This window comes from Rickettsiales endosymbiont of Trichoplax sp. H2 (assembly GCF_009690945.1).
Classification (GTDB): domain Bacteria; phylum Pseudomonadota; class Alphaproteobacteria; order Rickettsiales; family Midichloriaceae; genus Aquirickettsia; species Aquirickettsia rohweri.
The window spans coordinates 15,560-41,828 of record NZ_NPHZ01000001.1 but is presented as its reverse complement, the minus strand read 5'-3'; the positions used below and the strand labels follow the sequence as shown (position 1 = coordinate 41,828).

Genomic DNA, 26,269 nt, shown 5'->3' with positions numbered 1-26,269 from the left:
ATGACACAATTAACACCTAAGCAAATTGTAAACGAGCTCGATAGATATATAATAGGCCAAAGCAATGCTAAAAAAGCAGTCGCTGTAGCATTAAGAAATAGATGGCGTAGAAAACAAATTAATAATGATTTAAAAGATGAAATAGTACCTCATAATATACTAATGGTAGGTCCAACTGGAGTTGGTAAAACTGAAATCGCTAAAAGGCTTGCAAAACTTTCAAAATCTCCTTTCATTAAAATTGAAGCTACTAAATTTACTGAAATTGGCTATGTAGGTCGTGATGTTGACTCAATTGCCAGAGATTTACTTGATACTGCAATAAAAATGGTAAGAGATGATTTTTATATTGAAGTAAAAAATAAAGCATTATATGAAGCCAAACTAAAATTAGTAGATTGTCTAGTTGGTAAAGAAGCTTCAGAAAATACAAAAAATATTTACCTTAAAAAACTTGATGCCAAAGAATTAGACGATAGGGAAGTTGAAATTTCTATTGATGACCAACCAAATAAAGGACAATCATTCCCTACTTTTGATGTACCTGGAATGCCTGGAAGTCAAATGGGAGTAGTGAATATTGGAGATATGCTTGGAAAAACTTTTGGCACCAAAAAACAAAAATTAGTCAAATTAAAAATACCAGAGGCAATAAAACATCTAATTAAACAAGAAACTGAAAAACTTATAGATGAACAGTTAATTATTGATAAGGCTATAAAAATTACTGAAGAAGAAGGAATAGTTTTTTTAGATGAAATAGATAAAATTGCAGGTGGTAACGTTAACAAGAAGAACGATATAAATAGAGAAGGTGTACAGCGTGATTTATTGCCACTTATTGAAGGTACAATAATCAATACAAAATACGGACCTATAAAGACTAATCATATATTATTTATTGCCTCAGGAGCCTTTCATTTAGCAAGACCTTCTGATTTATTACCAGAATTACAAGGAAGACTGCCTATAAGAGTTGAATTATCTCCATTGTCAAAAGATGATTTGTTGAAAATTTTAAAAGAACCTGAAAATTCTTTACCAAAACAATACTCTGCACTCCTTAAAACAGAAGGTGTTAATTTAAAATTTGCAGAAAGTGGATTAAAATGCATTGCTAAATACGCAGCTCATATTAATAATGAAGTGGAAAATATTGGAGCTAGAAGGCTATATACTTTACTTGAAAAAATCTTAGAAGAAATTAGTTTTACTGCTAATGAAATTAAAGGAAAAACAATAAATATAGATGCAAAATTTGTTGAGAAAAATTTAGACAAAATTACTTTATCTGAAGATTTAAGTAAATTTATTCTCTAGCATTTTATATGCAATTAAATCAAATATTAAAAAACTATGAAAATCTAATTGCTAAAATTGATGAATATAACAATATATATAAAAATAACTCTAAACTCCTTTTAGTATCAAAAAATCTAACGCAAGAACAAATATTACATATATTAAATAATAGCAGCCAAAGGTCTTTTGGTGAAAACAAAATCCAAGATGCGATGTTGAAATGGCCTGATATTAAAGATCAACATTCAGATGCAAAGCTTCATTTGATTGGAAAATTGCAAAAAAATAAAATAAAAAAAGCTGTAGAGCTATTTGATGCAATAGAAACCATCTACTCGGTTGAATTAGCTTGCAAAATAAATGAAGAGATGTCGAAAATTAATAAAAAAATTGATTTTTTCATTCAAATTAATATAGGAGATGAACAACAAAAAAGTGGAGTTAATTTAAAAAATTTTGATTCTATTTTTCAAGGAATAAAAAAAGAAGGAATAGCAATTAAAGGTATAATGTGTATACCTCCTAAATCTGGTCCATCATTTTTTTACTTTGGGTACATGGCCAAATTAGCGCAAGAACACAAAATAAAAGAAATCAGTATGGGAATGACATCTGATTTTGAAACAGCCATTAAATTCGGTAGTACTCAAGTGAGAATTGGCAGTTTTATTACCAATAGTGCTTAACCTGCTAAACACTAATTGCTTCTATTTATCCAAGCTAAAAATCTATAATTTAGTACTAATCAAAATACTTAATACCTTGCTTTAAGTACTCATACCCAGTTACAACTGTGAGCACTGCTGCTATCCAAATAGAAATCTCTCCAATTAAATTACTATGTGGAATACCAGTAGTTTCTTCCCCCAATAACAGTATAATAATTGCAACCATTTGAGCTCCTGTTTTTATTTTAGCTAAACGACTCACAGGCAAACTTACTTTTACTTTTAATTCTGCTAGGTATTCTCTCATCCCTGAGACTAATATTTCTCTACATAATATAACTAAAGTAGGTAATATCGGAGCAATATCTTTATTTACCATCATCATTAATGTTGATGCCACAAGTAATTTATCAGCAATTGGATCTAACATTTTACCAAAGTTTGATTGTACTTTCCACGCCCTAGCTAAAAATCCATCAAAAAAATCAGTAACACTAGCAAATATAAATATAACAACTACAACATAGTGCGCAATATTTGAATCAATATAAAACGCCGAAACCAAGATAGGTATTAAAATAATTCTAAGCGATGTTAAGATGTTAGGTATATTTTTTAACATTACATTTATTTATAATTTTTATTCTAAATTATGTATATACTGAAAAATATTTTTTGCCAATTCTTTGTTTATACCTTTTATTTTGGCAATTTCATCTTCACTTGCAAGTTTTAAATCATTTATCGAATTAAAATGCAAAAATAAACTTTTTCTTCTTTTTAATCCTATTCCTTTAATTGAATCAAGCTCTGACTTTTTTAAATTTTTTCTCATTAAATTTCTATGAGTAGTTATTGCATATCTATGAGCCTCATCTCTAATATTTTGTAAAAAAAGAAGTGTCTTATTATTTTTATCAATCTGAAATGATGATTTACTTTTTTGATGAAAAAATTCTCTTCCTGAGTTTCTATTTATACCTTTAGACATAGCAACAACATTTATATTATGGATATCTAACTTTTTAAATTCATCCATAACACTAGTTAATTGTCCTTTACCTCCATCAATTAATACTAAATCTGGTAAATTAGTATAATTTATATTTTTAAACCTTCTTCTTATAACTTCTCTTAACATTTGATAATCATCCATACATTTTTCAAGCTTTATTTTATATTTTCTATATTCATTTTTAATAAATCCATCTTGACCTACAACAACTACGCACCCTACTGGATTGGCTCCATGGTTATGACTATTATCATATACTTCAATTTTTTCAGGTATATAAGAAAGATCAAATTTATTCATTAAATCTTTAAATATATCTATTTTTGCTAAGTAATTATATCTATATTTTTTAAATTCTTCCTGAGTATTATCAATTACAAAATTAAAAATTTTTTCATCACCACTATTTTTTGGATATAAAACTTTTGTTTGATAACTTTGCTGCTTATTAATAGCTTGTTTTATAACTTCATACTTAATCTTATTATTACACCAGATTTCATTTGGCATATAATTATTTTGATAAAATGCAATAATATATTTATAAATCACCTCATCTATCGTCTCTAAAGGGTTTTTATCAAAAAATTCACACTTATCTCCAAAACTATGACCATCCCTTATAACATATGTTTTGATACAATATTTTTGAATTGCAATATCTTCTTTATAAATGAATATATCAATATTTCTACTTGAAAATCCCTGAAATATACTCTTGGATTTGATATAATTTAATAATTTTATCTTATCTCTTATTACTGCAGCTCCTTCATATTGCATGTTATTACTCATACAATCCATTTCTTTTATTAACTCTGAAATAAGATCTTGTGATTTTCCTGACAAAAATTTTTTTAAACTATTTACTTGTATTTGATAATCTTCTTTTGTTATTTTACCCACACATGGTGCACTACATCTTTTAATTTGGTACATTAAACATGGTCTTTTTCTAGTTGTAAAATAATAATCAGTGCAATTTCTCACCAAAAAAAGTTTTTGAAGTTCAACAATGACTTTATCTAGCTTCTCAACAGATAAAAATGGCCCATAAAAAATTGATGCTTCATTCTTTTTACCTCTGAATTTTTTTATTTTGGGAAAATTATGATTTTTATCTAAAATAATATATGGAAAAGACTTATCATCTTTTAGAGCAATATTATATTTTGGTTTAATGCTTTTAATTAAATCTGCCTCTAATATCAGTGCTTCTATTTCTGATTTAGTAAATAAGATGTCTATCTTATAAATTAACGATATCATTCTTTTCAATCTATATGGCAAGTTATTAATATTAGCATACTGTGACACTCTTTTTTTCAAATTCTTTGCTTTTCCTATGTAAATAATTTCTCCAGATTTACAAATCATTTTATAAATCCCTGGTTTTGAAGCAAGATTGTTTACACATGCTTTTATAACATCGATGCCCTTTTTAATATTTTGATTCATCACTATATTATAAAAATAAATAATTGATAATATTATAAGATTTTAGTACTATTAGTACAAATAACTTTATATTTTTTTATGTCTGAAGGTTTAACTACTGGTGGTTCAATTGGAGGGGGTATGCATATAGATGTTGCCTTAATAAAAGATATAAATTTATCATTTGAGAATTTACAAAAATCAAAAAATCTTGGTTCTGTTGTTGAATCTTCTCCTGTAGGTGCAGTTGCACGACTAGGGAATGCATTAAAAGGTATGAAAGATGTAGTAGCTCTATCATCTTTAACACCAACCACTGCTTTAGCACCACCTCAGACACCACTTGGTATAAGTTCCAAAGTGCCTGGTATTATGAGCCGCAAAGGTTAAATAAAATTAACTAATAAATGAATTCTGAAGCCCAACTTATTAAATCGCGAATTTTGCCCTCTGAAATTATCAGAAAAAAAGTAAATCTAAAAATTAAGGGAGGCACTGGATATGTTGGACTTTGTCCTTTTCATAAAGAAAAAACACCTTCTTTTTTTGTTAATGATGACAAAAAAATCTACCATTGTTTTGGTTGTGGAGCACATGGTGATATTTTTACCTTTATAATGCAAGATGAAGGAATTTCATACAAAGATGCATTAGAGAAATTAGCAAATATTGCAGGAGTAAAATTAAAAATAAATTCTAGAAAAGAAATTGAACAATTTGAAAAGAATAAAATCTTTTTTCAAATTTATAAAAAGACAGTAGAATTTTACCAAAAACAGTTATTTAATCAAATAGGAGATAAAGCATTATCTTATATTACTTCAAGGGGAATTAAATTAGAATTTATTAAAAAATATCATTTAGGGTATTCTCCAAATGATTCTTCTATTTTGTTAAAGGAATTAAAAAAAGAGTTTTCAGAATCAGAAATTTATGAATCAAAAATTATTTACAAAAAAAATAATTTTGAATTTGATCCTTTATATAATCGCCTAATTTTTCCAATTCAAGATAAACTTGGAAATTTTATAGCATTTGGAGGAAGAATAGTAGATAAAGGCGAACCAAAATATCTAAATTCTGCCGAAAATCCTATATTTAAAAAAAGTGAACATTTATATGGTTATAATTTTGCAAAAAACTCTATATATAAGCAGCAAGAAGCTATTGTTGTAGAAGGATATATGGATGTTATAAGCCTAGCAAACTGTGGTATTAAAAACACAGTAGCTCCACTTGGAACAAGTATAAAATTAGAGCAGTTAGAAATTTTATGGTCTATTTGCCAAGAACCTACTATTTGTTTTGATAATGATGAAGCTGGTAAAAATGCTGCAAAGAAAATAGCTTATAATAGCTTAACTAAAATATCTCATAACAAATCTCTAAAATTTGTAAACTTGATAGAAGGCAAAGATCCTGATGATGTGATAAAAAACAAAGGTGTAAATTTTTTTAAAAATTTGATTGAGAAAAATATTTCACTATCTGATTATATTTTTAATAATGAAGTTGATAAATTTGGAATAAATACACCTGAAAGAAAAACTTCCATAAAACTAAGTTTAGAAAAAATTGTTGAAGATATATCTGATTATTCGCTTAAAAAAAGCTATCTATATCATTTTAAAAAAAAATATAGTGATTTAGTATTTAATTTTAAGAAAAAAAATATAAATAATACAAATAATGCAACTCTTTTAAAGATAAAAAAACAAAATAATACTGATGAAATCAATAATACCATAGTTATTGCTATCTTATGCAATTATCCCGATTTGCTAAAAAATAACAAAATAACAGAAGAATTAATGAACATTAAGATGCCAAATAAACTTGACAATATTAAAAAAATACTGTTAGATTTCAGCCTTAGTAATGATGACAATTTCAAATCTTTTTTTGATAATAACATTGAAAAAATTATAAATAAAAATGAAGCAACTGAAATAATTGAAAAATTATTAAACACTATAAAATTCAAATCTCAAGCTGAGGCTAAGCAAAAATTGTTAAGAGTATTTAACATAAATAAAATCGGTGCTATTAAAAAAGAAATAGAAGAATTAAAAAATCAATTACTATCTACAGCTGATGACAAGTTAATGAAAAAGATGCTATACTTAAAAGAGTATGAAAGACAAATTAAAGATGAAATTGCAAATTAATTATTCATATTATATTTAAACAAATAAAGATAATGGCAAATATTAATAAACTAAAAAATTCTAAACTACATGAAAAACTAAAAGAGTATATAAAAATTGGAAAAATATCTTCTGAAGAACTTGATAAAATCATTCCAGAAAATACTAATCATGATATTGTAAAACAGGTTATTTTTTTTCTAAAAGAATCTGGTATCGCTATTATTAATAAAGAAGCAGAGTCTGAAATAACTGCTCAAGCAGAACAAGAAGAAGAATTTGAGTCTACTTCTACAGAAAATATAATTAACAATTTTGGTAATGATGATCCAGTAAGAATGTATCTTAAAGAAATGGGATATAGACTTCTATTAACTAGAGATGGAGAAGTTGAAGTAGCTAAAAGAATTGAAGAAAGTAGAGTAAAAAAGTTATTTTATATTATTCAAACTCCTATGGCTCTTAAAAAAATGCAAGATTGGTATGATGACATACTTACAGGTAAAAAATTATTAAGAGAAGTTATAGATATTGATGCAACTGCAAGCAATGAACAATTCTTTGATGAAAATTCTGAAAAAAATGATGATTTTAATACCAAAAACACAGAATCTGGCAATGATGATTTTGATAATGATGATGATAGTGATACTACTTCTATTTCAGCTATAGAAAATGATTTAAAACCTAAAATACTTGATATATTATTAAAAATATCCGAAGATTGTAAAAGCTTATTGCAATTTTATGATGTAAAAAAAGATAAAAAAATTAGCAGTTCTAATCAAAGCAAAGCTGAAAAAAAATTATTAGATAATAAGATAAATGATATAGCTAATTTATTAGGTGAGCTCAAATTAAATGATCAATTTATTAATGAAATTTTTTATCAACTAAAAGAAATAAATAAAGATATTATTCAAATTGAAAGTGAATTATTTAAACTTGCTTCAAATTCAAAATTAAACAGAGCAAAATTTATAGATGTATACCGCACTATTGATTTAGAAAAAAATTGGATTGATCTGTTAAAAAATCGGGGGGTAAAATATACTAAATTAATAGATGAAAACAGCTCGTTTTTTACTAAAGCTCAACTAAAATTTGAAAAAATTAAAGCCAAAGCTGGATTATCCATAATTCAGTTTAAAAAAATCTTTCAAGATATACAAAAATGGGAAAGAGAGGTTACAAAAGCTAAAAAAGACATGATAGAAGCAAATTTAAGATTAGTTATATCTATTGCAAAAAAATATGCTAATCGAGGATTACAATTTCTTGATTTGATCCAAGAAGGTAATATTGGTCTTATGAAAGCTGTTGATAAATTTGAGTATCGAAGAGGGTATAAATTTTCTACCTATGCAACATGGTGGATTAGACAAGCAATAACACGTTCAATAGCAGATCAAGCTAGAACAATTAGAATACCTGTACATATGATAGAAACTATCAATAAAATCATTCGCACTTCAAAGCAATTAGCTCATGACTTAGGAAGAGAACCAACTTCTGAAGAAATTGCTGAACAATTATCAATCCCTATTGAAAAAGTAAAAAAAGTTCTTAAAATTTCTAAAGAACCTATGAGCCTTGAAAATCCAATTGGAGATGATGAAGGAAGTATGTTAGGTGATTTTATTGAAGATGCCAATGCTGTGAAACCATTGGATTCTGCAGTTCATTCAAATTTACGAGAAACAACTACTAAAGTTTTAGCTACACTCACACCCCGTGAAGAAAGGGTGCTTAGAATGAGATTTGGTATAAGCATGGAAACAGATCATACATTAGAAGAAGTAGGCAAGCAATTTGATGTAACTAGAGAGAGAATAAGACAAATTGAAGCTAAGGCTTTAAGAAAATTAAGACATAAAAAAAGATCTGCAAAATTAGATACCTTTACATAATTGCTTCCCTCTCTATCAGCTCATTGTAAGTTAAATTTTTTTGCTACAGGAAAAGTCTAAAAAGAGTATGGCGACTAATTTTCAACACAAATTTCTTGAATAGAATTATATTTATCAGCACACATTCTCTTCATTAATAATAACCCAAACTGCAGATAAGAAATTTATAGCAAATCTTATCATCATGAAGAGGAGTATCTCTGAGCAGTCATCACGAGGGAGAGACAAAGTCTCGACTGTAGTGATCCAGAATTATTGCCTAACTTACATTTTTGAAATATATATGGATTGCCACGGATGCCTATCATCATCCTCGCAATGACGTTTTTGTTTTCGTCATCACGAGGGAGAGACGAAGTCTAGACTGTGGTGATCCATAATTGTTGTCGCATTTACATTTATTGATAATTTTCCTGGATTGCCGCGAGCATTAAAATGCTCTCGCAATGACTATATTGCTAACTAAAATTGTATTCAAATATTTGTATATAACAGTTTTTTCCCCTTTTAATAAGTATTTCTTATATGCAGCTCGGGTTAATAATAATTGTGAATCAGTAAATTTTTTAGGACGTCCACCTAACTTACCTCTAGCAGCATTCAAGCCAATTAATATACGTTCTTTAATAGTATCTTTTTCAAATTTAGCAATTGCAGTAAACATATAGAAGAAAAACTTACTATTAGAAATTAGTATCAATATTTTCTTGAATAAACTTAAATCCAATGTCTTGATTATTAAATTCTTAAACCTTAGAAATAATGCAATAGTATCTTTAGCATCTCTGGCATATTATTTCATTTTAAGAAGCTTTCTGTGATATTTGATTCACTTGCAAAAATTATTTATTCTGGCAAATCTGTGACGTTATTAAATTTAAAAAAGAGCCTTGCAAGAATTGTAAAATATCTGCTATTTCAAGTAATCTATAAATAAACTCTGAATCAAAAACGATTAAAAATTAATGAGAAAAATTTATTATTCTATGAAATTAAAATAAATAATGATAATGATAATTCTATAATGATTGGTGATACATGGCACGATAAACAAGCTTCTAAGGCTTTTGGCATTCCTTTTTTAGATGTGAGATTTGTTCATAATTTATTGAAAATAAATTTATAAATATTTAACTATATAAACAAAAATTAGGTCATTTTTTTATATTTTTTGAATTACAAAAATTATTCTTATTAAAAAAATATGCTTTAATTTCATAGAAAATAATTATGATAATGCTAATAACAATTAAACTATCTGCAATATTAAAAGCTGGATAATGCCAATGATTAATATGAAAATCAATAAAATCAAATACCTTACCAAATATAATTCTATCAATTAAATTACCAATAGCACCACCTATAATAAAGCCTTGAAGAATTAGATTTATATTAGACATTAAATATAGTATTAGGATAATAATTATAAGTGATAAACAAATAAATATAATTGGTGAAAAATTATGTTCGCTAAAAATTCCAAAACTAATCCCATTATTCCAAATTTTTACAAAATTTAGAAAATTAGTAATTTTATATATACTTTTATGATCCAAAGAGCTTAGAACTACCTGCTTTGTTAATTGGTCTAATAATAATGCAAATAAACAAGTAGATACTAAAATAATATTTTTTTTTAATTTTATAGACATTTCCTTAATATAGAAATTACAGTATGTTGAGAATTTTTTAAACTCAAATATTTTAAATTTATAATTATATATTGTATTTTACTAAATCTGTCATATAAAGTTGATATCTTATAAAAAGATTTATTATTGCTAACATATAATTCTAATATTTTTACCATTAAATTGGAAATAGCACATTTAAAAAATCTCAAATTCAAATTATTATTTAAATTAATATCTTCTATTAAATTTAAAATTTTATTAAATTGTTTATCGGCAAAAAAGTTTATTAATTTGAAAAATTGGTCATTTTTGATAATTTCTGCTGCCAAATTAACATCTCCACTACATAATTGATACAATAATTCTATATTTACAGTTAGTTTAGTATTAATAAGTCGTAATATTCTAATTTTAAAATCTTTAAAAGATATTTTAGCTAATTTAAATTTTATACATCTAGACTTTAACGTGTCAGAAATTGAATTAATATTTGTAGCATTAAATATATATGCTGTATTACCAATTGGTTCTTCTAATATTTTTAAAAATGCATTTTCTGCATTCCTATTCATTTTATCAATATCATCAATAAGTACAACTTTATATTTAGAATTAATGGGAGTATGCTTCAACCAATCTTTAATACTTCTTACTGTATCAACTGAAATTATAGAATCTTCATTAAAAAAATCATTTGAAACAACATATAGATCAGGAGATCTTAAATAATTATGATTATTATTTTGTTTATTATTTAGTATAAGATTTGCTATTTCAACACTTAAATATGTTTTTCCTATCCCACTGTTTCCATAAATGATACAAGAATTAAATAATATATCATTATCAATATTGTCCTTAATTAAGGTTCTAATTTCTTTATAAGAATAACCAAAATTTTGCATATAAATTAGTAATAAAATTAACTTTTGATTTTAATATTTGGAATAATAAGCTTATATTTAATGATATTTTTATCATTAGTCTGAAATGATAAATCCAATCCAAGTAAGTTAACAAAATAGTTAATAATTAAAATATCTAATTTTGACTCATCAAAATAATTTAAATCTAATTTATTATCTATATAATTAACATACTCTTGAACATTGCCTTTTTTGATTTTATTGCCTTCAAATATAATTGAAATTTCTAAGCCAGTTAAAATTTCATGTATATATACTGATAAAAAGCTAATTTCATCAATTAGTTTTTTAGAACTATCTAATAAAAAGTACATTACAGTCTCTACAAAGATTTTATCCTCAATAATAATTGTATTAGTAGTAGTGAAATTTTTGCTAATTCTTAAATTATCATAAGTGCTCATATTAAAAATAGTATTTAATAAATCTTTTATAATTTCAGCTAAACATATATTAGACTTCTTAGAATCTAACGAATACCTTAATAATTTTTTATCACTAAAAAACAACTCACAATTAGCTAATAATTGCTTAGATGCTTTATCTATTATTTTTATTTTTTTATTGTCAACTATTGTATTACTATGCTCTGACTCAATACTTTGTATTGACAATTGAATTTGATGTAAAGGAGTATTGAAGTTATGTACTATATCTTTGTAATTATCTTTATAATTAACTATGAATTTTTTTAAAAATTTGCTAACAAAATGATATTTTAGGTATATATTTTTATATTGATTTTGTAATTTAAGATAGTCATGTTTCAATATATCAATAACTTTTAAATTAGATAAATTTTTATCACCTTCTAGTTTCATGTATTTTTTTAATGAAGTAGATATCCTATTTAATGGGTATATAATACCTACTAATACACATGATGCTAATATCAAAAATATTATTAAATCAATTATTATAAGTAACTTATCAAATTTAAGAAAATTAATAATATTTTGTAAATTAAAACTAGATATCTCTTCTACAAAAATCTTAAAACTTTTATCTCTAAATGATACTAAAGAATATGATTTTTCAAATAAACCATAACCACTAATTCTAGTATATCTTTTTTCTTTATTTTTACTTAAAAATACCATCCCTTCTTTTAAATATGGTATATTGGCTAAATTTTTATCTAAAACTTTTGCACTATCATTAATAACATATAAAATTCTATTATATTTATCACTAATTAAAATGCGATAATTTTTACTAAAGCTATATTTATCTTTAATTCCTCTAACTAGCTTACGAAAATTAATTAATCTTAAATATACATATTGATCGCCTCTATAACATGAAACAATTTCATAATGATCATTTATATATATTTGACCAAATTTTATATTTCCTTTATTTTTTATACATTGTAAAATAGTAGGGTTTGTCTTTAAATTTTGAATGCTAATCTTACTTTCATTTATTCCGGTAAAAAATAAATCTTGATTTACACTATCATATTTATAAATTTCATCTAAAAAAAATAATTTTTTAGCTCTATTATTATCTAATATATGTTTAATATTATTGTTAAATAAATTATTTTTATCTATATATTCAATAAGTTGAAAATTATCATAACTATAATTCTTTGCAACAGAAAGCCTAGCTCTAACATAATGAGATAAATCAGTTATTTCATTTCTTATAATTTGCTCAATATAGCTTCTATATTGGAATATGACTATGGTAATGAAGGCAATACTATATATGATCATTATAAAACGCTTGTTTAACAAAAACGTTAATGACTTTTCAATATTTTTTTTCATTACGCTAAAAAAACTTATGGTCGGGGCAGAGAGATTTGAACTCCCGACCCCCTGGTCCCAAACCAGGTGCGCTACCAGACTGCGCTATGCCCCGAATTTATATTATTTAAAAGCATTAAATTGATGTTACTATAATTTCTAATTTTTGTGCAGCCTTTCTCAATTCATCATATTTATTATACAGCACCAATATTAATTTTTCCTCAATATTATCAGATTTTAATTTTAAGTCTTGAGCAACTCCCATAATAACCTTAGATTTTATAATAAGATTATCTAAATTTTTATGAATATCATTAGCTAGTTTTATAGCTGACTCTTCTGTTAATTTTAATTTTGTCGATGCTATACTATGAATATATTTAGTTGCTTTCTCAATCAAATCTACTTTTGCCTTTAAATTAGTAATAGTCTTTTTTCTAACCTGATTTTTCATTGCATCTATCCTAACTGAAGAAGTAACAACCAAATCACTTGCCAGTCCAATTTTTGACATTAAAGCAATAATCCATTTATGAATATCTAAATGATACCATTTATGGCCATTTCTATAATCATTCGCAAATGCATGATGAAAATTATGCCAATTTTCTCCTAAAAGCAAAAAGAATAACCACCAAATATCTCTAGCTGTACCATAGTAATAGTCTTTACCCCCTATATCTGTATGCACAACAGAATTCACACAAAATGTTGCTTGTTGTTGTATAGCTCTGCCAACACCCATAAAAATAAAAGCACCTAAAGCATATTTAAAATTGCCACCAATAATATAACCAAGTGCTAAAGGTACTACTATATTCATAAACATTACTAGCTTCCAATAATTCTTAAATTGCCATAAAACAATTTTATTCCTACCTAATTTTGCAATAGCTAATCTATCAATTCTTTTATTTTTAAAATCTGAAAAAATCATCCATCCCATATGAGACCATAAAAAACCTATAAACTTATTTTTATATTTTAATGCTGAATGAGGGTCTTTTTCTTCGTCTGTATATTTATGATGTAGCATATGTTCTGAAGCCCATGCTAATATAGGCATCTGAGCTGCTCCAGCTGTTAAACAAGCCAAAATAAATTCTAACCACTTTTTAGTTTTAAACGCCCCGTGAGACCATAATCTATGTAAACCTACCCCAACTGAGATATTAACAATATAGTAAGTTGCCACCATAGAAATTATTTCAAATTTACCAATCCCATATTCAAGCCCATAAATTACAGCAAATATAACTAATAAAATGGGATAAATGACTATTACAAAGAGAGCAGGATAATTAATTGCAAAATTAGATTTTTTATTCTGGACCATTTTAGCAAAAGCAACAAATTAAAACCGTCATACTAATATAATTTAGTATAAAATACAAGGTTAATTACTATTTAACCATCAACAATATACTTTATGCAAATTTATTATATTAGGAATCTCAATATAAATATTAAAAATTAAATTAATCTAGCTCCATCAAATCATTTTGTGTAGCCAAAATTGAAGTTAATTCTCTTACTTTTTCAGGCTTCATCTCAGCTAATATCAACGCAAGCTTAGACTCTTTCATATTTAAAGACATTTCTATAAGAATACCTATTTGTAAATCATTAAAAATTTTTGCTGCTTCTTTTGGCTTCATATTTTCATAAACTTTAACTAATCTTTGAATTTTTTGTTCCTCACTTTTATTACTATTTTTTAACTGAGGTTTTAATTTATTTTGTAAATTTTCAAGTAAACTTAATCTTTTATCAATATATTGCTTAACAGACTCTAATGCTAATTTATCTGCTGGCACTTCATCATTATATTGTTCAATCTCTTTCCTCCTCTGTCTTAATTCTTGCAATAATTTTTTTTCTGACTGCAATTGAAAATCATCTTTAATAACAGGTTTAGAATTAGTTGCATTTATATTTTGTGAATTTTCGTTCACATTCGATTTTAAAGGTTCATTATTTTTTTCACTTGATTTATCAAGTTGAGCTTTAGATTCTTGAATATTGATAATTCCTATATATTCCTCCATCACACCCATTAATTTCGAAAAAAACAAACATACTAATAGTATAAGTAAATAAGGTAATAGTCTAAGCATATTAATTATTTAAATCCTTTTTTGTTTTTTTCTTTTTTACGCTTTTAGTACCAGCACTTTTTTTAGTCGTAATAGATTTTTTTAATTTCGATGTAGTTTGAATATTTGATTCAAGCTCATCAGCTAATTTAGTAGCTTTTTCAATTAAAAAACTAAGATCATTAGAAAGCTCTTCTGATTGTTTTATATAATCTGACATCTCAACCATTGTTTTATTTGTAAGAATCTTTAAATCAGATATACTACTGTTGGCCCCATTAATAGATGAATCTAAATTTTTAATTAAAAATTTAATATCACCCCTACTATTTTGCAAATGTTGAATTTTTCCATTTAACTTCCAACAATAAGCTATTGCAAGGCAAAGCAAAACTAATACAACACTATTTAAAATTAATTCCATATTCTTTACTCTAAGTATTTAGCGGCATCAATTTGATCTAATATTTCAACTGCAATCTTATTATTAATTTGACCTAATTTGCAATCAGACACTTTGATATTATTAATCACTAAATTCCAATTTTGATCATTAGTTCTGTTTAAAACAATAGTATTACCAACTTTAATATCAGATAAATCTTTAAGTCTAAAGATTTTTTCAGTATGTTCTACACAAACATTCAATTTCAAATTATTTATAACATTTTCAAAATATTGAAACCATATCTCTTTTTCTTTTAAATCTTTTCCTTTTAAAGATATTTTGCTAAGTTCTGATTTATAGGGAATAAGTGTAAAGTATGGAATTAAAAATTTAATATATCCTTCATTTTTATTTAGAGGACTTACTTTCATAGTTAATAATTTACAAAATTCATTAGAATTTGCTATTAAAATTGAATTAGGGCCACTTTCTAATCTTTTAAACTTAAATTGTAAATTAGATATATTTTCAAATGATTTATTAATAGAATTTATCATCACTTTAACAAAATCTTCTATAACCCCTTTTTCTATCTTTGTAAAAGGTCTTTTTTGTACTTTCAAATCAAATTTATACTCATAACCTCCAAGTAAAATATCCAATATAGTGTATACAAACTGATTTTCAAAAATTACTAAGGATTTATTATTATCACTATTAGTAATTTCTATAACTCCAATCATTGAAGGATACTCAATATCCTTTATAATATCAGAGAACTGAATATTTTCATTTTCACTTATATTAATAGAAGTATCACAGTTTAAAAAATCTTTTAAGGACTTGGAAAAATTTCTTTGCAATAATTCAAATACTTTATTTAAAAGAGGAAAATTCAATACTGATGCATTTTTAGCATTAAGTATCAAATTAAAATTTTCATCCTTGACTTTACCAGTCATTTTCAATGTATTATTTTTTTTTATTGCATTTGCCATTTACTTTATTACCAATTATACAATTATTGAACTAATATATCTTCAATCAATAAATCACTAATTTCAGCTGGATACAAAATTTTATTAGTTCTTTTATACAGACTATCTTTAAGTCTATATATAGACACAGAACCAATAACATCAGATGGCCTTAATTGCCTTAAAAAAGTGAAATACTCATCTCTTAAACTAGGTTCTAGTTTTTTAGCCTCTTCTAAACTACTACTATTATTAAATTTTAATGTTATTGAAATTTTTAAAAATTTATTTGCCTCATTATGAGTATCTAAATTTACTACAATCGGTGTTAAATCATAATATAAAACTTCTTCTTTTTGATCATTTGTAAATTCAGAATTTTCAACAGGCTTAATTTTACTATACTTATAAAACAAAATCCCTAAAACAGGTAAGCCAATAATAATAACTATCGCTATTAATATTATTTTCTTTCTTTTTGTCTTAAAAAATCTGTCGTTGTTAACAGATATATCTTGTTCTAAATTGTCATTGTTATCTTGAGATTCCATAAACCTTTTTTAATTGTCCTACTACTTAGTATTTAAGTAGTAAATTATAATTTTATTTTTGTCAATTTTAGATAATGATTATTTAACATTATACTTTAAACTCAAGAATGAAAAAACATAAAAAACAAGCTGTAATATCCACAATAATATATTAACAGTAGTAAAATTTTTGATTTTAAAATACTCATAAAAATTAGGACTCTGATACCGTATCAAAAGTCAAATAAAAATATATGGGTCTATTGCTACTTTATTACCCTCATTATCTATTATTGTTTTATTATAACTACCATTCCTTCTATTACCACTCTTCTTCTCTTTTTTACTGTGCTTATCATATCCTAGCTCGTGCTCTAATTCGCTTTGTAGAACTCTTTCTACTAATTGTTTTTTTAATTTACTAAACAGACCATCTTTCGCCAATATCTCCGATGGATCTACTTGTGATAATAATTCATCTACTAATTTTGTTGCTGTATCTGTTGTTTTTTTACTTACCTTTTGTGCCATCTGTGTTACCATAATAAATTATTTTTATTTTATTCTTTTTAGTAACTTACACAAAGTATATTACACTCTCTAATATCATTAAAACTTTCTTTTATTATTATCTTATTTATCATATCAATAAATTTTAAAACAGATTTAAACTTTTTAACATTTCCAACAAAATCATAATAGTATATCAATAATTATTCGCAATGAGTTGTCCTTATACTAAAGAACTTCTAATATTATTAATATCATTCTCTATGTTACTATCTTCTTTTTTTAATTTATCAAGCTTATTTATGTAATATAAAATGGTAGAATGATCTCTATCTCCTATTTTATTACCTATTACTTTAAGACTATTTGTTGTTAATTCTTTACTTAGATAAGCTATAATTTGTCTACCTACCACCAGCTTTCTATTTCTTTTTTTAGATACTATGTCTGCAAGTGATATTCTGTAATATTTTGCGACCGCGTTGATTATCCCAGATATACCTGTTTTTTTATTGCTACTCCTTATATAGTTCTGAATATATTTACATATATTTTCAGTGGTAATATTTTTATTACTAATACTTAAATAGGTCTTTAAATTATTTAATCCTGCTTCTAACTCTCTTATACTTGTTGTAACTTTATCTGCTATTATCTTAAGTATATTTTCTTCAAGTCTTATCTCGTTGTTTTTATTATAATTATTTAATATTTTTAAACGCAACTCATACTCACTTGGCTCTATATAAACAGTATTACTTGATCTTAGTATTGATTTTGTTCTTTCATCACTCAGTTCTAATATATGACTATCTACACTAGATGCTATCACTACCTTCTTCCCTGATTCAATAAGAGAATTTAGTATATAAGAAAATTCCTTTTGTGTACTTTCTTTTCCACATATAAATTGTAAATCATCCATTAAAAATATATCTACCTCGTTTATTTTACTTCTCAACTCAAATAATGTATTTGCTCTAACAGCATTTACAAAATTATGCATAAATTTTTCAGCACTTAAGTATCCAACTTTATTTGAAGTACAATTACTAATATTTTTATCTTTACCTTCTTCTTTTTTATTCATTTCATTAACGATAGATTGTAATAAATGCGTCTTTCCCATTCCTACATGTGAATGTATATAAAATACATTATTATGATTATAATCTATATTATTTGTTGCAATATCCTTAGTAACTTTGTACGCAACTATATTTGATTCTCCAGTTATGTAATTATTAAAAGTATATTTTGGATTGGCTTTTGAAAATATATTATTTGCTAAACTATATTTTTGATTTATTGTTATTTCTTTAAATGATTCTTCTTTACTATTTTTATTCTCTTTCCCAATACTATTATCCACAGAAATAGATATCATTTTTATATTATTATCAACACTAAATGCAGCATTCTTTACAATAAAAAAATAATTCCTAACCAATGTTTCTCTATCAAAATTATCTTTTACTGAAAAATATAAAATATTATTTCTTATTTCTATAAATTTACTACTTCCTAATATTCTTAATAACTCTGTATTTTGATTATTATCTAGTTTCACTTTAACAAAAATATTTTGCCACACACTTTGAGACAAATTCTCAGACTCTTCTTCAGTTATATAATTATCTTGAGTATATGTATTTAACTGTACTGTTGATTTTACTTGCATATTATTCCTCAAAATAAATTATATAGATCATAAAAAGACAATAAAGTTGAGTATCTAATCTACTATTATTTTCTTATCAGTAAAGTAAAATAATTGCATTTTTTGCTAATATATTTCTTGACGAACTACAACTTCACAACTTTTCATAAGTTAATAAATTGCAAGATATTTTTTTCTTTTATTTAACAGTTTATTTCGATAATTTTAAATTTTTTATAACACTTTTATTATGTTCTTTATCTTGAGCAACTACAAATTCTCTAAGATTATCTATACATTTTTTATACCCACTGCTTGTTATCCTTCCTGTATGATTTGTATATTTTAAATATAATAAATATGTACACAATACATCTTGTTCACAATAGTTTCTTATTTCTTCTATCTCATTCCTATTGTATAAATCCTCAACTTGTGATCCATCTACATCTACTTTGCATGGTATCCCATATACTCCCGCTACCTCACTCATCTTAATTCTTGTAGATGCATTGTAATCTGTAAATACTTCCAGTAAATCACAATGCCAATCCATACTATATCTCTGAGTGTAGTTATTCCACTTATCACCTCTTGCATATAACCAATTTGCTTCTATGTCATATTTCATTGCTCTATACTTCAGTACTGGTAAATCAAAGCTCCTTCCATTAAATGTTATAAGCCTAGCATCTAATTTTTCTAAATAATTAAAAAATCCTTTTACTAATTCAGATTCTTTATCCTCTATATTCCCACCAGATTTTATATTCATAATTTCATATTCTTCCTTCCCATCAACATTTACATGAACTATTGCATCTAAATAACTTATTGCTACCACCTTATGAAATTGGTGGCTTTACAAAATCACTCCCTGAAATACTATTATCTATGTGATACTGTTTTATTTTTGCTATTACTTCTTCATTTGTTGTTTTTTCACTAAGCCCAAGAAAGCTTCTCGATGATTCAACATCTATTACTGGTCTTTTATATAACTCATAACCTTATTTTATTATTGGAATTAAAGAAGATAAATTCTCCTCTTGAAATATAGCCTTAGATAAACCTATAGAGTTTTCTAATTTCTCTAAAAATGAAACTTTTCTTTCATATTTCACAAAATATACTTGTTTATTATCTTGGTACAAGGAAGTTAAATAATCAGCACTAGTTATTATTTCATCAACTAATTTTAATTCCTTTGCTTTAGATCCTAACCAAAATTCTCCTGTGGATATTTTTTCTATATCTATACTCGGTCTCTTTAATTTAATTAAGTTTTTAAATTCAGAATGTATTTGATCTAATTCTTCTTGTACTTTTTTACGTCCTTCTTCAGTATTTTTACCGAGCACACTCATTGCTCTTTTATACTTACCAGAAGTTATTTGTTCATATTTGATCCCATTTTTCTCCATTAATTCATTAAAATTTGGAATTTCAGTTAATACTCCAATAGAACCTACTATTGCAAAAGGTGCAGCAATAATTCTATCAGCTACAACAGCCATCATATATCCACCACTTGCTGCAACCCTATCTACTAACACTGTTAAATGTAGACCTCTTGCAGTTAATCTCTCAAGTTCAGATGTTGCTAATCCATATCCATTAACTGTGCCACCTGGTGATTCTAACATTAAAACTACATTATCTCCATTATTAGCTACTGATAAAATAGCAGTAATTTCTTTTTTTAATGAATCAACTTCTTTAGCTTGAATATCTCCATTAAACTTTAGTAGAAAAGTCTTGCTGCTTTTATTTTCTTCTTTTTTATTAAGGTTCTGTATTAATTTTTCTGCTTCAGCCTTAGGATAAATATTATTAATCATTGCAGTTTTAACATCATAATAATGATTTGTAAGATTCTTTACCGTTAGTGAACCAATGTCTTTATTTTTATTTTCCTTGTTTCCTATGATCGCAAAAATAAAACTTATACCAAAAAATAACAAAATAATCGTTATTGATTTTAGAGTAAATAATAAATAATCTTTAATAAATTTAGCCATATTATAATTTAGTTTATTATGAATACATAGCCTTATAATGTTTTTATATTAGCTACCGATGTTCTTCCTTGATTTGTTTCTATCTCAAATTCTATCTTTTGCTTTTCATCTAAGGTATCTAGTCCTGCTTCTTTTACTGCAGATATATGTACAAATACATCTTTACCATTTTCTTGTTTAACAAAACCATAACCTTTTTCAGGGTTAAACCACTTGACTGTTCCTGTTACTTTCATTTTGTGATCCTTTTTCTTATTTATTATTGTTTTTACTATTCTTGTTATTTTTACTATCCTAGCTACATTACTTATTATATTTAACATAATCACTATTTAAAATATCAACTTCTTCATGCTTTTTTTATTTCTTTTTCCTTTCCTATAAATCCTGCTTGATCTATAAATATTCTTAGCCTCCCCATATTAATAGTATAATCTATATTTTTCTTTATATTATCTTTTGACTCTCCTATTAATACTGTAAAACTTTGCATTCTCATTTCCAGTAATTCTAACACTTTACTTATTTCTTCCCTTTTCTTATATACTACATCTACCTGCTTTTTAATTTCTCCTGTGCTAGCTACTAATAATTTTATTAATGCCTTTAAATTCCAAATTAATAGCTTATTAATCTCTTTGATCTTATTTATTACTTCTTCATCGTTAATTTCTCTGTTTATTTTTACTATCTTTTTCTTATCCTTTGTGCTTTTTATTAATGCTCTCTCGAGTCCAGCATTCATCGCTAACTCTTTAAGCTGTTTTGTTATTTCTATCTTATTCATCTTAATTATTACTTAATTTATTATATATATTGTTTAATCTTCCTCTTTAGCCTTATCCTCTCTCATTTCACTTATATCTTCTAATTTCCTATGACTACCGTCACACAAAGGTGCTAAATCTGACTTTTTACAAGTGCAAAATGATATAAACCTATCTGATATTACTTCAAATTTTACTGGACCTCTTCCCTGTTCATCATTTTTATGACTCCCATCACAAAATGGCTGGCTCTTACTTAATCCACAACTACACCAATTATATGTTTTACCACCACTGACTGCTACTCTTATTGCTGGGCTTTTGTTTTTCATTTGCACCTATATTATCGTTATTATTGCACCATACATTACTATTGATAGCATATTTCTATATTCTTATGTATCACGCGCTTCACTTGATTCTTCTTCGCTTTGCTCATCTGTATGTAAATCGTTTTCATCTTCTTCTATAACTGTATTTAAAGTATTATGTTTTTCACATGCTATTGATATGTTATTTAATATTGCTGCTAACATTAATGCTATTATTATATTTTTATTCATTGTTTTGTTCTTATTTGTTAATTTTATTTAATTTATTGCTTACTTATTTAATTTCAATAGCTATAGCCACATAGATTGTATATCTTATCTCTATAACTTGCTATAGATTTCATATCTTTTATTATTTGCTTTGCTGTTAGACTTGTTTTCTTACATTCTTCTACATAATATTTTATTTTTATAAAATCCTTGTTTGCATAATCATACATTGCCTTAGCATAACCACTTCCTTTTTGCTTTGTGTAGTCATCTAATTCCCCATGCTTTTTTAACTTACGATTTATGCACCATTTCCATTTTACTTCTTCTATATGTGATAAATTTGCTCCTAGCTCTATACTCATTATTTATAAATTCGCTATTTCTTATTCAGATTATCTATTAATAAACATATTATTCCAATACCACATATGGATAATATAATTATTATAAAATTATTTAAAGCCAACTCTGGCATCAATAACTTTTTACCTTCATTCATTGCTTTATCTGTTATGCATTTTAGACATATATTTAATTCTTCTGCATTAATTAATCCTTCTTTTTCCTTAACTATGTTATTTACACAACTAACAGTCACTTTGTATCCAATTATACTAATAAACAATATAATTGATATTATTACTAATGATATAAAATGATTTTTTAATAACCTCCGCATAATCTTCATTAATTTAACTCTTATTTACTCTAAAATTTGATTTAACACTTAAATCGTCTTCTGCAATTTTTTTACTAAGCTCTTTATAACACTTTCTATCTTCTTCAAGCCTTTTATTTAATATTTCTCTTTGCTCTTCTGTAATCTCAATTTCCCATGTACTGTGGATACCTTTTTGGAATAAATTTCTCCTTATCCTTTTTTCCTCTTTAACATTTTTGTCAATATCTTTATCAATTGCCATTTCCACAAAGATTTTCTATTTTCTTAGCATACCCATCTATTGATGCCATATGTCTTATTAATTGTTTTACTAATTTATCAGTACCCTTATGTTTTTCTATATAGCCTTTCATTTCTTGATAATGATTATTAGCCTCTTCTTGTTTTGAATTGGCATAATTTATCGCTACACTTTTTGAATCACTCTTTACTTCTCCATAATTCTTTATCTCATTTTTTACACTACATAACTTTGCTATTAATTCTTCTCTTATTTCCTCAATTTTTGATAGAGTTATGCCAATATCAGCCTTCATTAATTCGATACTAATTATTTCTTTTTACTTTTAGCAGCTTTTTTATCTGCTGTTGTTGATTTACTCTTTATTTTTGTTAGTGCTTTTTCCTTTAATTCGCTTCCAACTACAAATTTCACTACTCTTCTTTCTGGCACATCTACCATATCTCCTTTTGGTGTTTTTACTTTTGTAGCATTTTTTACAGATGTTTTAAATGTTCCAAATCCTATGAATTTTAGTTCATCGACCTCTTGTATTGACTGTCCTATACTTTCAAATACTGCGTTAAGCCATTTGCTTGCTTCCGTTACTGTACTCTCTCTTTTTTCTGAGAGCTTCTTTAGAAATTCTTGTTTATTCATTTTTATTACTTTTTTATTTTAAAGTACTATTATAACATTTCATTATACATTTTACAAAGTTATTTTAATTCTATTTACCTAATTCACTGCTTTTTATGTTCTTAATATATATTTATGCTGCTTTTTTGTTTTTTTATTGATTCTATTTTATTTTTTGCTTCCTCATATGAATTACACGACTCAATTATATAATTATCTTATTTATCATTTTTCTCACTATATGCTTTTGTTATCACCCACTCATGAAAAATATCTTGCTGAAGCATTATTTATATAGTATCTATTCTTTGATTCATAATCATACCTTGCCCATTTATTAATTTCTATTCTTGGTAACTTATTCGTCATTCTGCTTTATATTTTTTATTCTTGTTATACTGCTAAATTTATAAACTTTTTTCTATAGTACCAATGATATCCCTTAATTCGCTCCTCGCCGCTACCGTCGATAAGTTCATTTTTATTTTTGATGTTAATTTTGCATCACTCAATGTTAATCCCTCTAAAAATAATTCCTTAAATATTACTCTGTCTCCAAAGCCAGATATAATTTTAAAACCATATTTTAATGATAATTTCTTAAGTGCTTCTTCTATATTTTTCATATTATTAGTTATTGTGCTAGACATCCTATTTCTAATTACATACCAGTCTATCTCCTTCTTATTTTTCATTGCTCTTTTTTTCTTGCATTCAAATACCATATTGCTATAAACACCTGCTTTTGAATTTGTTAGATCATTACCATCTACTTGTCCTAATAAATCTACATCTATAAAACTGTCATTGATTGGCGTTACTATTATATCTGCTTGCTTATGCAGTACTTTGCTTAACTTAGTATAATTGCCTGGTGTATCTACTATTATAAAATCAAATTCTTTTTTCTTTTCTTCTATTATTTTTTCTAATTTTTCTCCCTCTCCTTCTATAATAAACTCTTCTTTTATATCAATTATATATGGTAATTCTAATTTTAACTTATCTTTTTCTATTGCTTGCTTTCTATTTTCTAAATATCTTGTAAATGATTTTTGACGTATATCAGCATCTATAATTAATACTCTTTTTGATTTCTTAAGCAAAACTGTCACTATATGAAATGCTGTCGTTGTCTTCCCAGACCCACCTTTTTCATTCCCAAATACTAAAACTTTTCCCATCTTTAATTTTCACTTTAATTTATTATGTAAAATATTTTTTATTACCTACATGTTTATCAACTTATTAAAACTCAATAAATCTTCTTCGTCTTCTTTTTAATCACTATATTTTAGATCTTTTGATTAGGCATAGAATTGATAAATCTTTTTTCTTATTTTTAGTGGTTAATCTTTATGCTAAGTTTTGTTTCACCACTATGAACTGAAGAGATATTCCCTTTATTATTTTCTCTAATCCCTTGGTTTTCATTTTTATCTGAAGAATCTCTATCTTTTTTACTGCTCTCTTTCTTTTTTTGCTTTTCAAGCCATTCTTTATGCTTTTTATTTCTTAACTCCCATTTATTTTTTATTTCCTCTCTGTGCTTTGCAAGACCTTCTACATGCTCCTTTGTAACAACGCCTGATTCATTACCATTTAAATCATATCTTTTTGCATTTTCTTTATGGAGCTCTCTATATTTATTATTACTGCAATATATCCTGATAAATTTTCTTAATTGCAATCTACTTATTGTTAAATTGTAATCCATTAGTATATCTTTTATTATTCCTACTTTTAGTAACTTTACTTCTTCTTTATTAAATAATTTTGGATATTTAGCTGAAAGTTCACTTAGTACTTCTTTATATTTTTGCGTAGGCATTATGCCGATTTTTTTCTTATTAGTCTTTATTTTATCATATAACTCTTGATTAGATTTATCTTTGACCATTCCCTTACCAAGATCTTTCTTTATAGTGCCATATTCTACTTGCATACGTAAGTTTTTACGCTGCTCTTTTTTATTATCTACTACTATGATCGCATAAATTATAAATTTTTTCTTTGTAGCTTCTTATAGATTTTATATTGCGCTCAATTTGATTGGCAACCCTATCATTTTTTGGAGCTTTTTCTATGTAAGCTTTTACTCCATAATAACACTGATTAACATGATCTGTCATTTCTTTTGTATATTTTACTGCTGATTGCTTTAACCCTAATGAAAGATTAACATCTTGTTTCATTCTAGATTTTAAACTAATGTATCGTTTCTTAAATGCCTCTTTTATCCTTCTATATAAGATGCTTTTACCCATAACTCCATAGTTCATAATCTTATAAATTTTATTTCTTTGTTTTACTTGCTTTAGATTTAGTGCTTGTTGAAGCTTTTTCTTTTAACTCAGTCCCAACAGAAAATCTAACTATTCTCTTTTCTGGCACATGTACTACTTCTCCTCTTGGAGTCTTGACATCTTTTGCTT

At 25.7% G+C, this 26,269-nt stretch carries 31 protein-coding genes, 1 tRNA gene and 1 pseudogene; 5 read left to right on the top strand and 28 right to left on the bottom strand.

The window, feature by feature from the left end; genetic code table 11:
• Together hslU and h2es_RS00255 are read left to right on the top strand one after the other, a co-directional pair.
• Complete coding sequence (gene hslU / locus h2es_RS00260) at window positions 1-1,320, top strand: ATP-dependent protease ATPase subunit HslU (protein ID WP_154510314.1); 1,320 nt, start codon at window positions 1-3, stop codon at window positions 1,318-1,320.
• A gap of 8 nt (window positions 1,321-1,328) precedes the next feature.
• Window positions 1,329-1,988: a YggS family pyridoxal phosphate-dependent enzyme gene (locus tag h2es_RS00255; RefSeq protein ID WP_154510311.1), complete on the top strand. Its 660-nt coding sequence runs from the start codon at window positions 1,329-1,331 to the stop codon at window positions 1,986-1,988.
• A gap of 55 nt (window positions 1,989-2,043) precedes the next feature.
• On the opposite strand, the gene pgsA is transcribed toward h2es_RS00255, so the two are convergent.
• Together pgsA and uvrC are read right to left on the bottom strand one after the other, a co-directional pair.
• Complete coding sequence (pgsA, locus tag h2es_RS00250; protein ID WP_126045160.1) at window positions 2,044-2,592, bottom strand: CDP-diacylglycerol--glycerol-3-phosphate 3-phosphatidyltransferase; 549 nt, start codon at window positions 2,590-2,592, stop codon at window positions 2,044-2,046.
• An 18-nt stretch (window positions 2,593-2,610) separates the two neighbouring features.
• On the bottom strand, window positions 2,611-4,443 hold the full coding sequence (gene uvrC, locus h2es_RS00245) for an excinuclease ABC subunit UvrC (RefSeq protein WP_154510308.1): 1,833 nt from the start codon (window positions 4,441-4,443) through the stop codon (window positions 2,611-2,613).
• A 78-nt stretch (window positions 4,444-4,521) separates the two neighbouring features.
• Between uvrC and h2es_RS00240 the strand changes: the two genes are divergently transcribed.
• From h2es_RS00240 to rpoD, 3 genes are read left to right on the top strand one after another with little or no spacing between them, the layout of a single operon-like run.
• The gene (locus h2es_RS00240) at window positions 4,522-4,812 is read left to right on the top strand and encodes a hypothetical protein (RefSeq protein WP_126045162.1); all 291 of its coding nucleotides are present in this window, start codon (window positions 4,522-4,524) and stop codon (window positions 4,810-4,812) included.
• Between the two features lie 17 nt (window positions 4,813-4,829).
• A complete protein-coding gene (gene dnaG / locus h2es_RS00235; RefSeq protein WP_154510305.1) occupies window positions 4,830-6,590 on the top strand; it encodes a DNA primase in 1,761 nt (586 codons plus the stop codon).
• 32 nt (window positions 6,591-6,622) lie between these two features.
• Complete coding sequence (gene rpoD / locus h2es_RS00230) at window positions 6,623-8,479, top strand: RNA polymerase sigma factor RpoD (protein WP_154510302.1); 1,857 nt, start codon at window positions 6,623-6,625, stop codon at window positions 8,477-8,479.
• A 430-nt stretch (window positions 8,480-8,909) separates the two neighbouring features.
• Here rpoD and h2es_RS00225 read toward each other — a convergent pair whose 3' ends face one another.
• The 26 genes and pseudogenes from h2es_RS00225 to h2es_RS00100 form a co-directional block, all read right to left on the bottom strand.
• The gene (locus h2es_RS00225) at window positions 8,910-9,143 is read right to left on the bottom strand and encodes a transposase (protein ID WP_154510299.1); all 234 of its coding nucleotides are present in this window, start codon (window positions 9,141-9,143) and stop codon (window positions 8,910-8,912) included.
• Window positions 9,144-9,633: 490 nt separating this feature from the next.
• On the bottom strand, window positions 9,634-10,134 hold the full coding sequence (gene lspA / locus h2es_RS00220) for a signal peptidase II (protein ID WP_154510296.1): 501 nt from the start codon (window positions 10,132-10,134) through the stop codon (window positions 9,634-9,636).
• Window positions 10,125-11,021 carry an AAA family ATPase gene (locus h2es_RS00215; RefSeq protein ID WP_154510293.1) on the bottom strand — a complete coding sequence of 299 codons (897 nt, stop codon included), beginning with the start codon at window positions 11,019-11,021 and terminating at the stop codon, window positions 10,125-10,127. The genes lspA and h2es_RS00215 overlap by 10 nt, the downstream gene beginning before the upstream one ends.
• A gap of 17 nt (window positions 11,022-11,038) precedes the next feature.
• Window positions 11,039-12,817, bottom strand: a complete 1,779-nt coding sequence (locus tag h2es_RS00210) for a histidine kinase (protein WP_154510290.1) — start codon at window positions 12,815-12,817, stop codon at window positions 11,039-11,041.
• 17 nt (window positions 12,818-12,834) lie between these two features.
• A tRNA-Pro gene (locus tag h2es_RS00205) sits at window positions 12,835-12,911 on the bottom strand.
• A gap of 21 nt (window positions 12,912-12,932) precedes the next feature.
• Window positions 12,933-14,135: an acyl-CoA desaturase gene (locus tag h2es_RS00200; RefSeq protein ID WP_154510287.1), complete on the bottom strand. Its 1,203-nt coding sequence runs from the start codon at window positions 14,133-14,135 to the stop codon at window positions 12,933-12,935.
• 142 nt (window positions 14,136-14,277) lie between these two features.
• Window positions 14,278-14,847 carry a MotE family protein gene (locus h2es_RS00195; protein ID WP_154510284.1) on the bottom strand — a complete coding sequence of 190 codons (570 nt, stop codon included), beginning with the start codon at window positions 14,845-14,847 and terminating at the stop codon, window positions 14,278-14,280.
• 70 nt (window positions 14,848-14,917) lie between these two features.
• Window positions 14,918-15,319 (bottom strand): DUF6468 domain-containing protein, encoded by a 402-nt coding sequence (locus tag h2es_RS00190; protein ID WP_154510281.1) that lies wholly within the window; start codon window positions 15,317-15,319, stop codon window positions 14,918-14,920.
• Window positions 15,320-15,324: 5 nt separating this feature from the next.
• Window positions 15,325-16,281: a FliM/FliN family flagellar motor switch protein gene (locus tag h2es_RS00185; protein WP_154510277.1), complete on the bottom strand. Its 957-nt coding sequence runs from the start codon at window positions 16,279-16,281 to the stop codon at window positions 15,325-15,327.
• A gap of 23 nt (window positions 16,282-16,304) precedes the next feature.
• Complete coding sequence (locus h2es_RS00180) at window positions 16,305-16,811, bottom strand: flagellar basal body-associated FliL family protein (protein WP_154510274.1); 507 nt, start codon at window positions 16,809-16,811, stop codon at window positions 16,305-16,307.
• Window positions 16,812-17,030: 219 nt separating this feature from the next.
• A complete protein-coding gene (locus h2es_RS00175) occupies window positions 17,031-17,321 on the bottom strand; it encodes a transposase (protein ID WP_154510271.1) in 291 nt (96 codons plus the stop codon).
• Between the two features lie 202 nt (window positions 17,322-17,523).
• Window positions 17,524-18,981 carry a DnaA ATPase domain-containing protein gene (locus tag h2es_RS00170; RefSeq protein ID WP_154510266.1) on the bottom strand — a complete coding sequence of 486 codons (1,458 nt, stop codon included), beginning with the start codon at window positions 18,979-18,981 and terminating at the stop codon, window positions 17,524-17,526.
• Window positions 18,982-19,171: 190 nt separating this feature from the next.
• A pseudogene (locus h2es_RS00165) lies at window positions 19,172-19,807 on the bottom strand (3'-5' exonuclease); the annotation flags it as partial.
• Window positions 19,808-19,970: 163 nt separating this feature from the next.
• Complete coding sequence (sohB, locus tag h2es_RS00160) at window positions 19,971-20,981, bottom strand: protease SohB (RefSeq protein WP_154510260.1); 1,011 nt, start codon at window positions 20,979-20,981, stop codon at window positions 19,971-19,973.
• A gap of 32 nt (window positions 20,982-21,013) precedes the next feature.
• Window positions 21,014-21,304, bottom strand: coding sequence for a cold-shock protein (locus h2es_RS00155; protein ID WP_462687174.1), 291 nt, complete (start codon window positions 21,302-21,304; stop codon window positions 21,014-21,016).
• Window positions 21,305-21,330: 26 nt separating this feature from the next.
• Window positions 21,331-21,768 (bottom strand): hypothetical protein, encoded by a 438-nt coding sequence (locus h2es_RS00150; RefSeq protein ID WP_154510257.1) that lies wholly within the window; start codon window positions 21,766-21,768, stop codon window positions 21,331-21,333.
• 33 nt (window positions 21,769-21,801) lie between these two features.
• Window positions 21,802-22,080 (bottom strand): CDGSH iron-sulfur domain-containing protein, encoded by a 279-nt coding sequence (locus tag h2es_RS00145; protein ID WP_154510254.1) that lies wholly within the window; start codon window positions 22,078-22,080, stop codon window positions 21,802-21,804.
• Between the two features lie 63 nt (window positions 22,081-22,143).
• The gene (locus tag h2es_RS00140; RefSeq protein ID WP_154510251.1) at window positions 22,144-22,311 is read right to left on the bottom strand and encodes a hypothetical protein; all 168 of its coding nucleotides are present in this window, start codon (window positions 22,309-22,311) and stop codon (window positions 22,144-22,146) included.
• A gap of 53 nt (window positions 22,312-22,364) precedes the next feature.
• Entirely contained in the window at window positions 22,365-22,655 is a 291-nt protein-coding gene (locus h2es_RS00135) for a hypothetical protein (protein WP_154510248.1), read from the bottom strand.
• Window positions 22,656-22,669: 14 nt separating this feature from the next.
• Complete coding sequence (locus h2es_RS00130) at window positions 22,670-22,981, bottom strand: hypothetical protein (protein ID WP_154510245.1); 312 nt, start codon at window positions 22,979-22,981, stop codon at window positions 22,670-22,672.
• 4 nt (window positions 22,982-22,985) lie between these two features.
• Complete coding sequence (locus h2es_RS00125) at window positions 22,986-23,216, bottom strand: hypothetical protein (protein WP_154510242.1); 231 nt, start codon at window positions 23,214-23,216, stop codon at window positions 22,986-22,988.
• Window positions 23,206-23,511 carry a hypothetical protein gene (locus h2es_RS00120; RefSeq protein WP_154510239.1) on the bottom strand — a complete coding sequence of 102 codons (306 nt, stop codon included), beginning with the start codon at window positions 23,509-23,511 and terminating at the stop codon, window positions 23,206-23,208. The genes h2es_RS00125 and h2es_RS00120 overlap by 11 nt, the downstream gene beginning before the upstream one ends.
• Window positions 23,512-23,525: 14 nt before the next feature.
• The gene (locus tag h2es_RS00115; protein ID WP_154510236.1) at window positions 23,526-23,855 is read right to left on the bottom strand and encodes an HU family DNA-binding protein; all 330 of its coding nucleotides are present in this window, start codon (window positions 23,853-23,855) and stop codon (window positions 23,526-23,528) included.
• A 386-nt stretch (window positions 23,856-24,241) separates the two neighbouring features.
• Window positions 24,242-25,018: a division plane positioning ATPase MipZ gene (locus h2es_RS00110; RefSeq protein WP_154510233.1), complete on the bottom strand. Its 777-nt coding sequence runs from the start codon at window positions 25,016-25,018 to the stop codon at window positions 24,242-24,244.
• Between the two features lie 158 nt (window positions 25,019-25,176).
• Window positions 25,177-25,779, bottom strand: a complete 603-nt coding sequence (locus h2es_RS00105; protein WP_154510230.1) for a ProQ/FINO family protein — start codon at window positions 25,777-25,779, stop codon at window positions 25,177-25,179.
• A gap of 28 nt (window positions 25,780-25,807) precedes the next feature.
• Complete coding sequence (locus h2es_RS00100) at window positions 25,808-26,101, bottom strand: hypothetical protein (RefSeq protein WP_230204217.1); 294 nt, start codon at window positions 26,099-26,101, stop codon at window positions 25,808-25,810.
• Window positions 26,102-26,269: the final 168 nt, after the last annotated feature.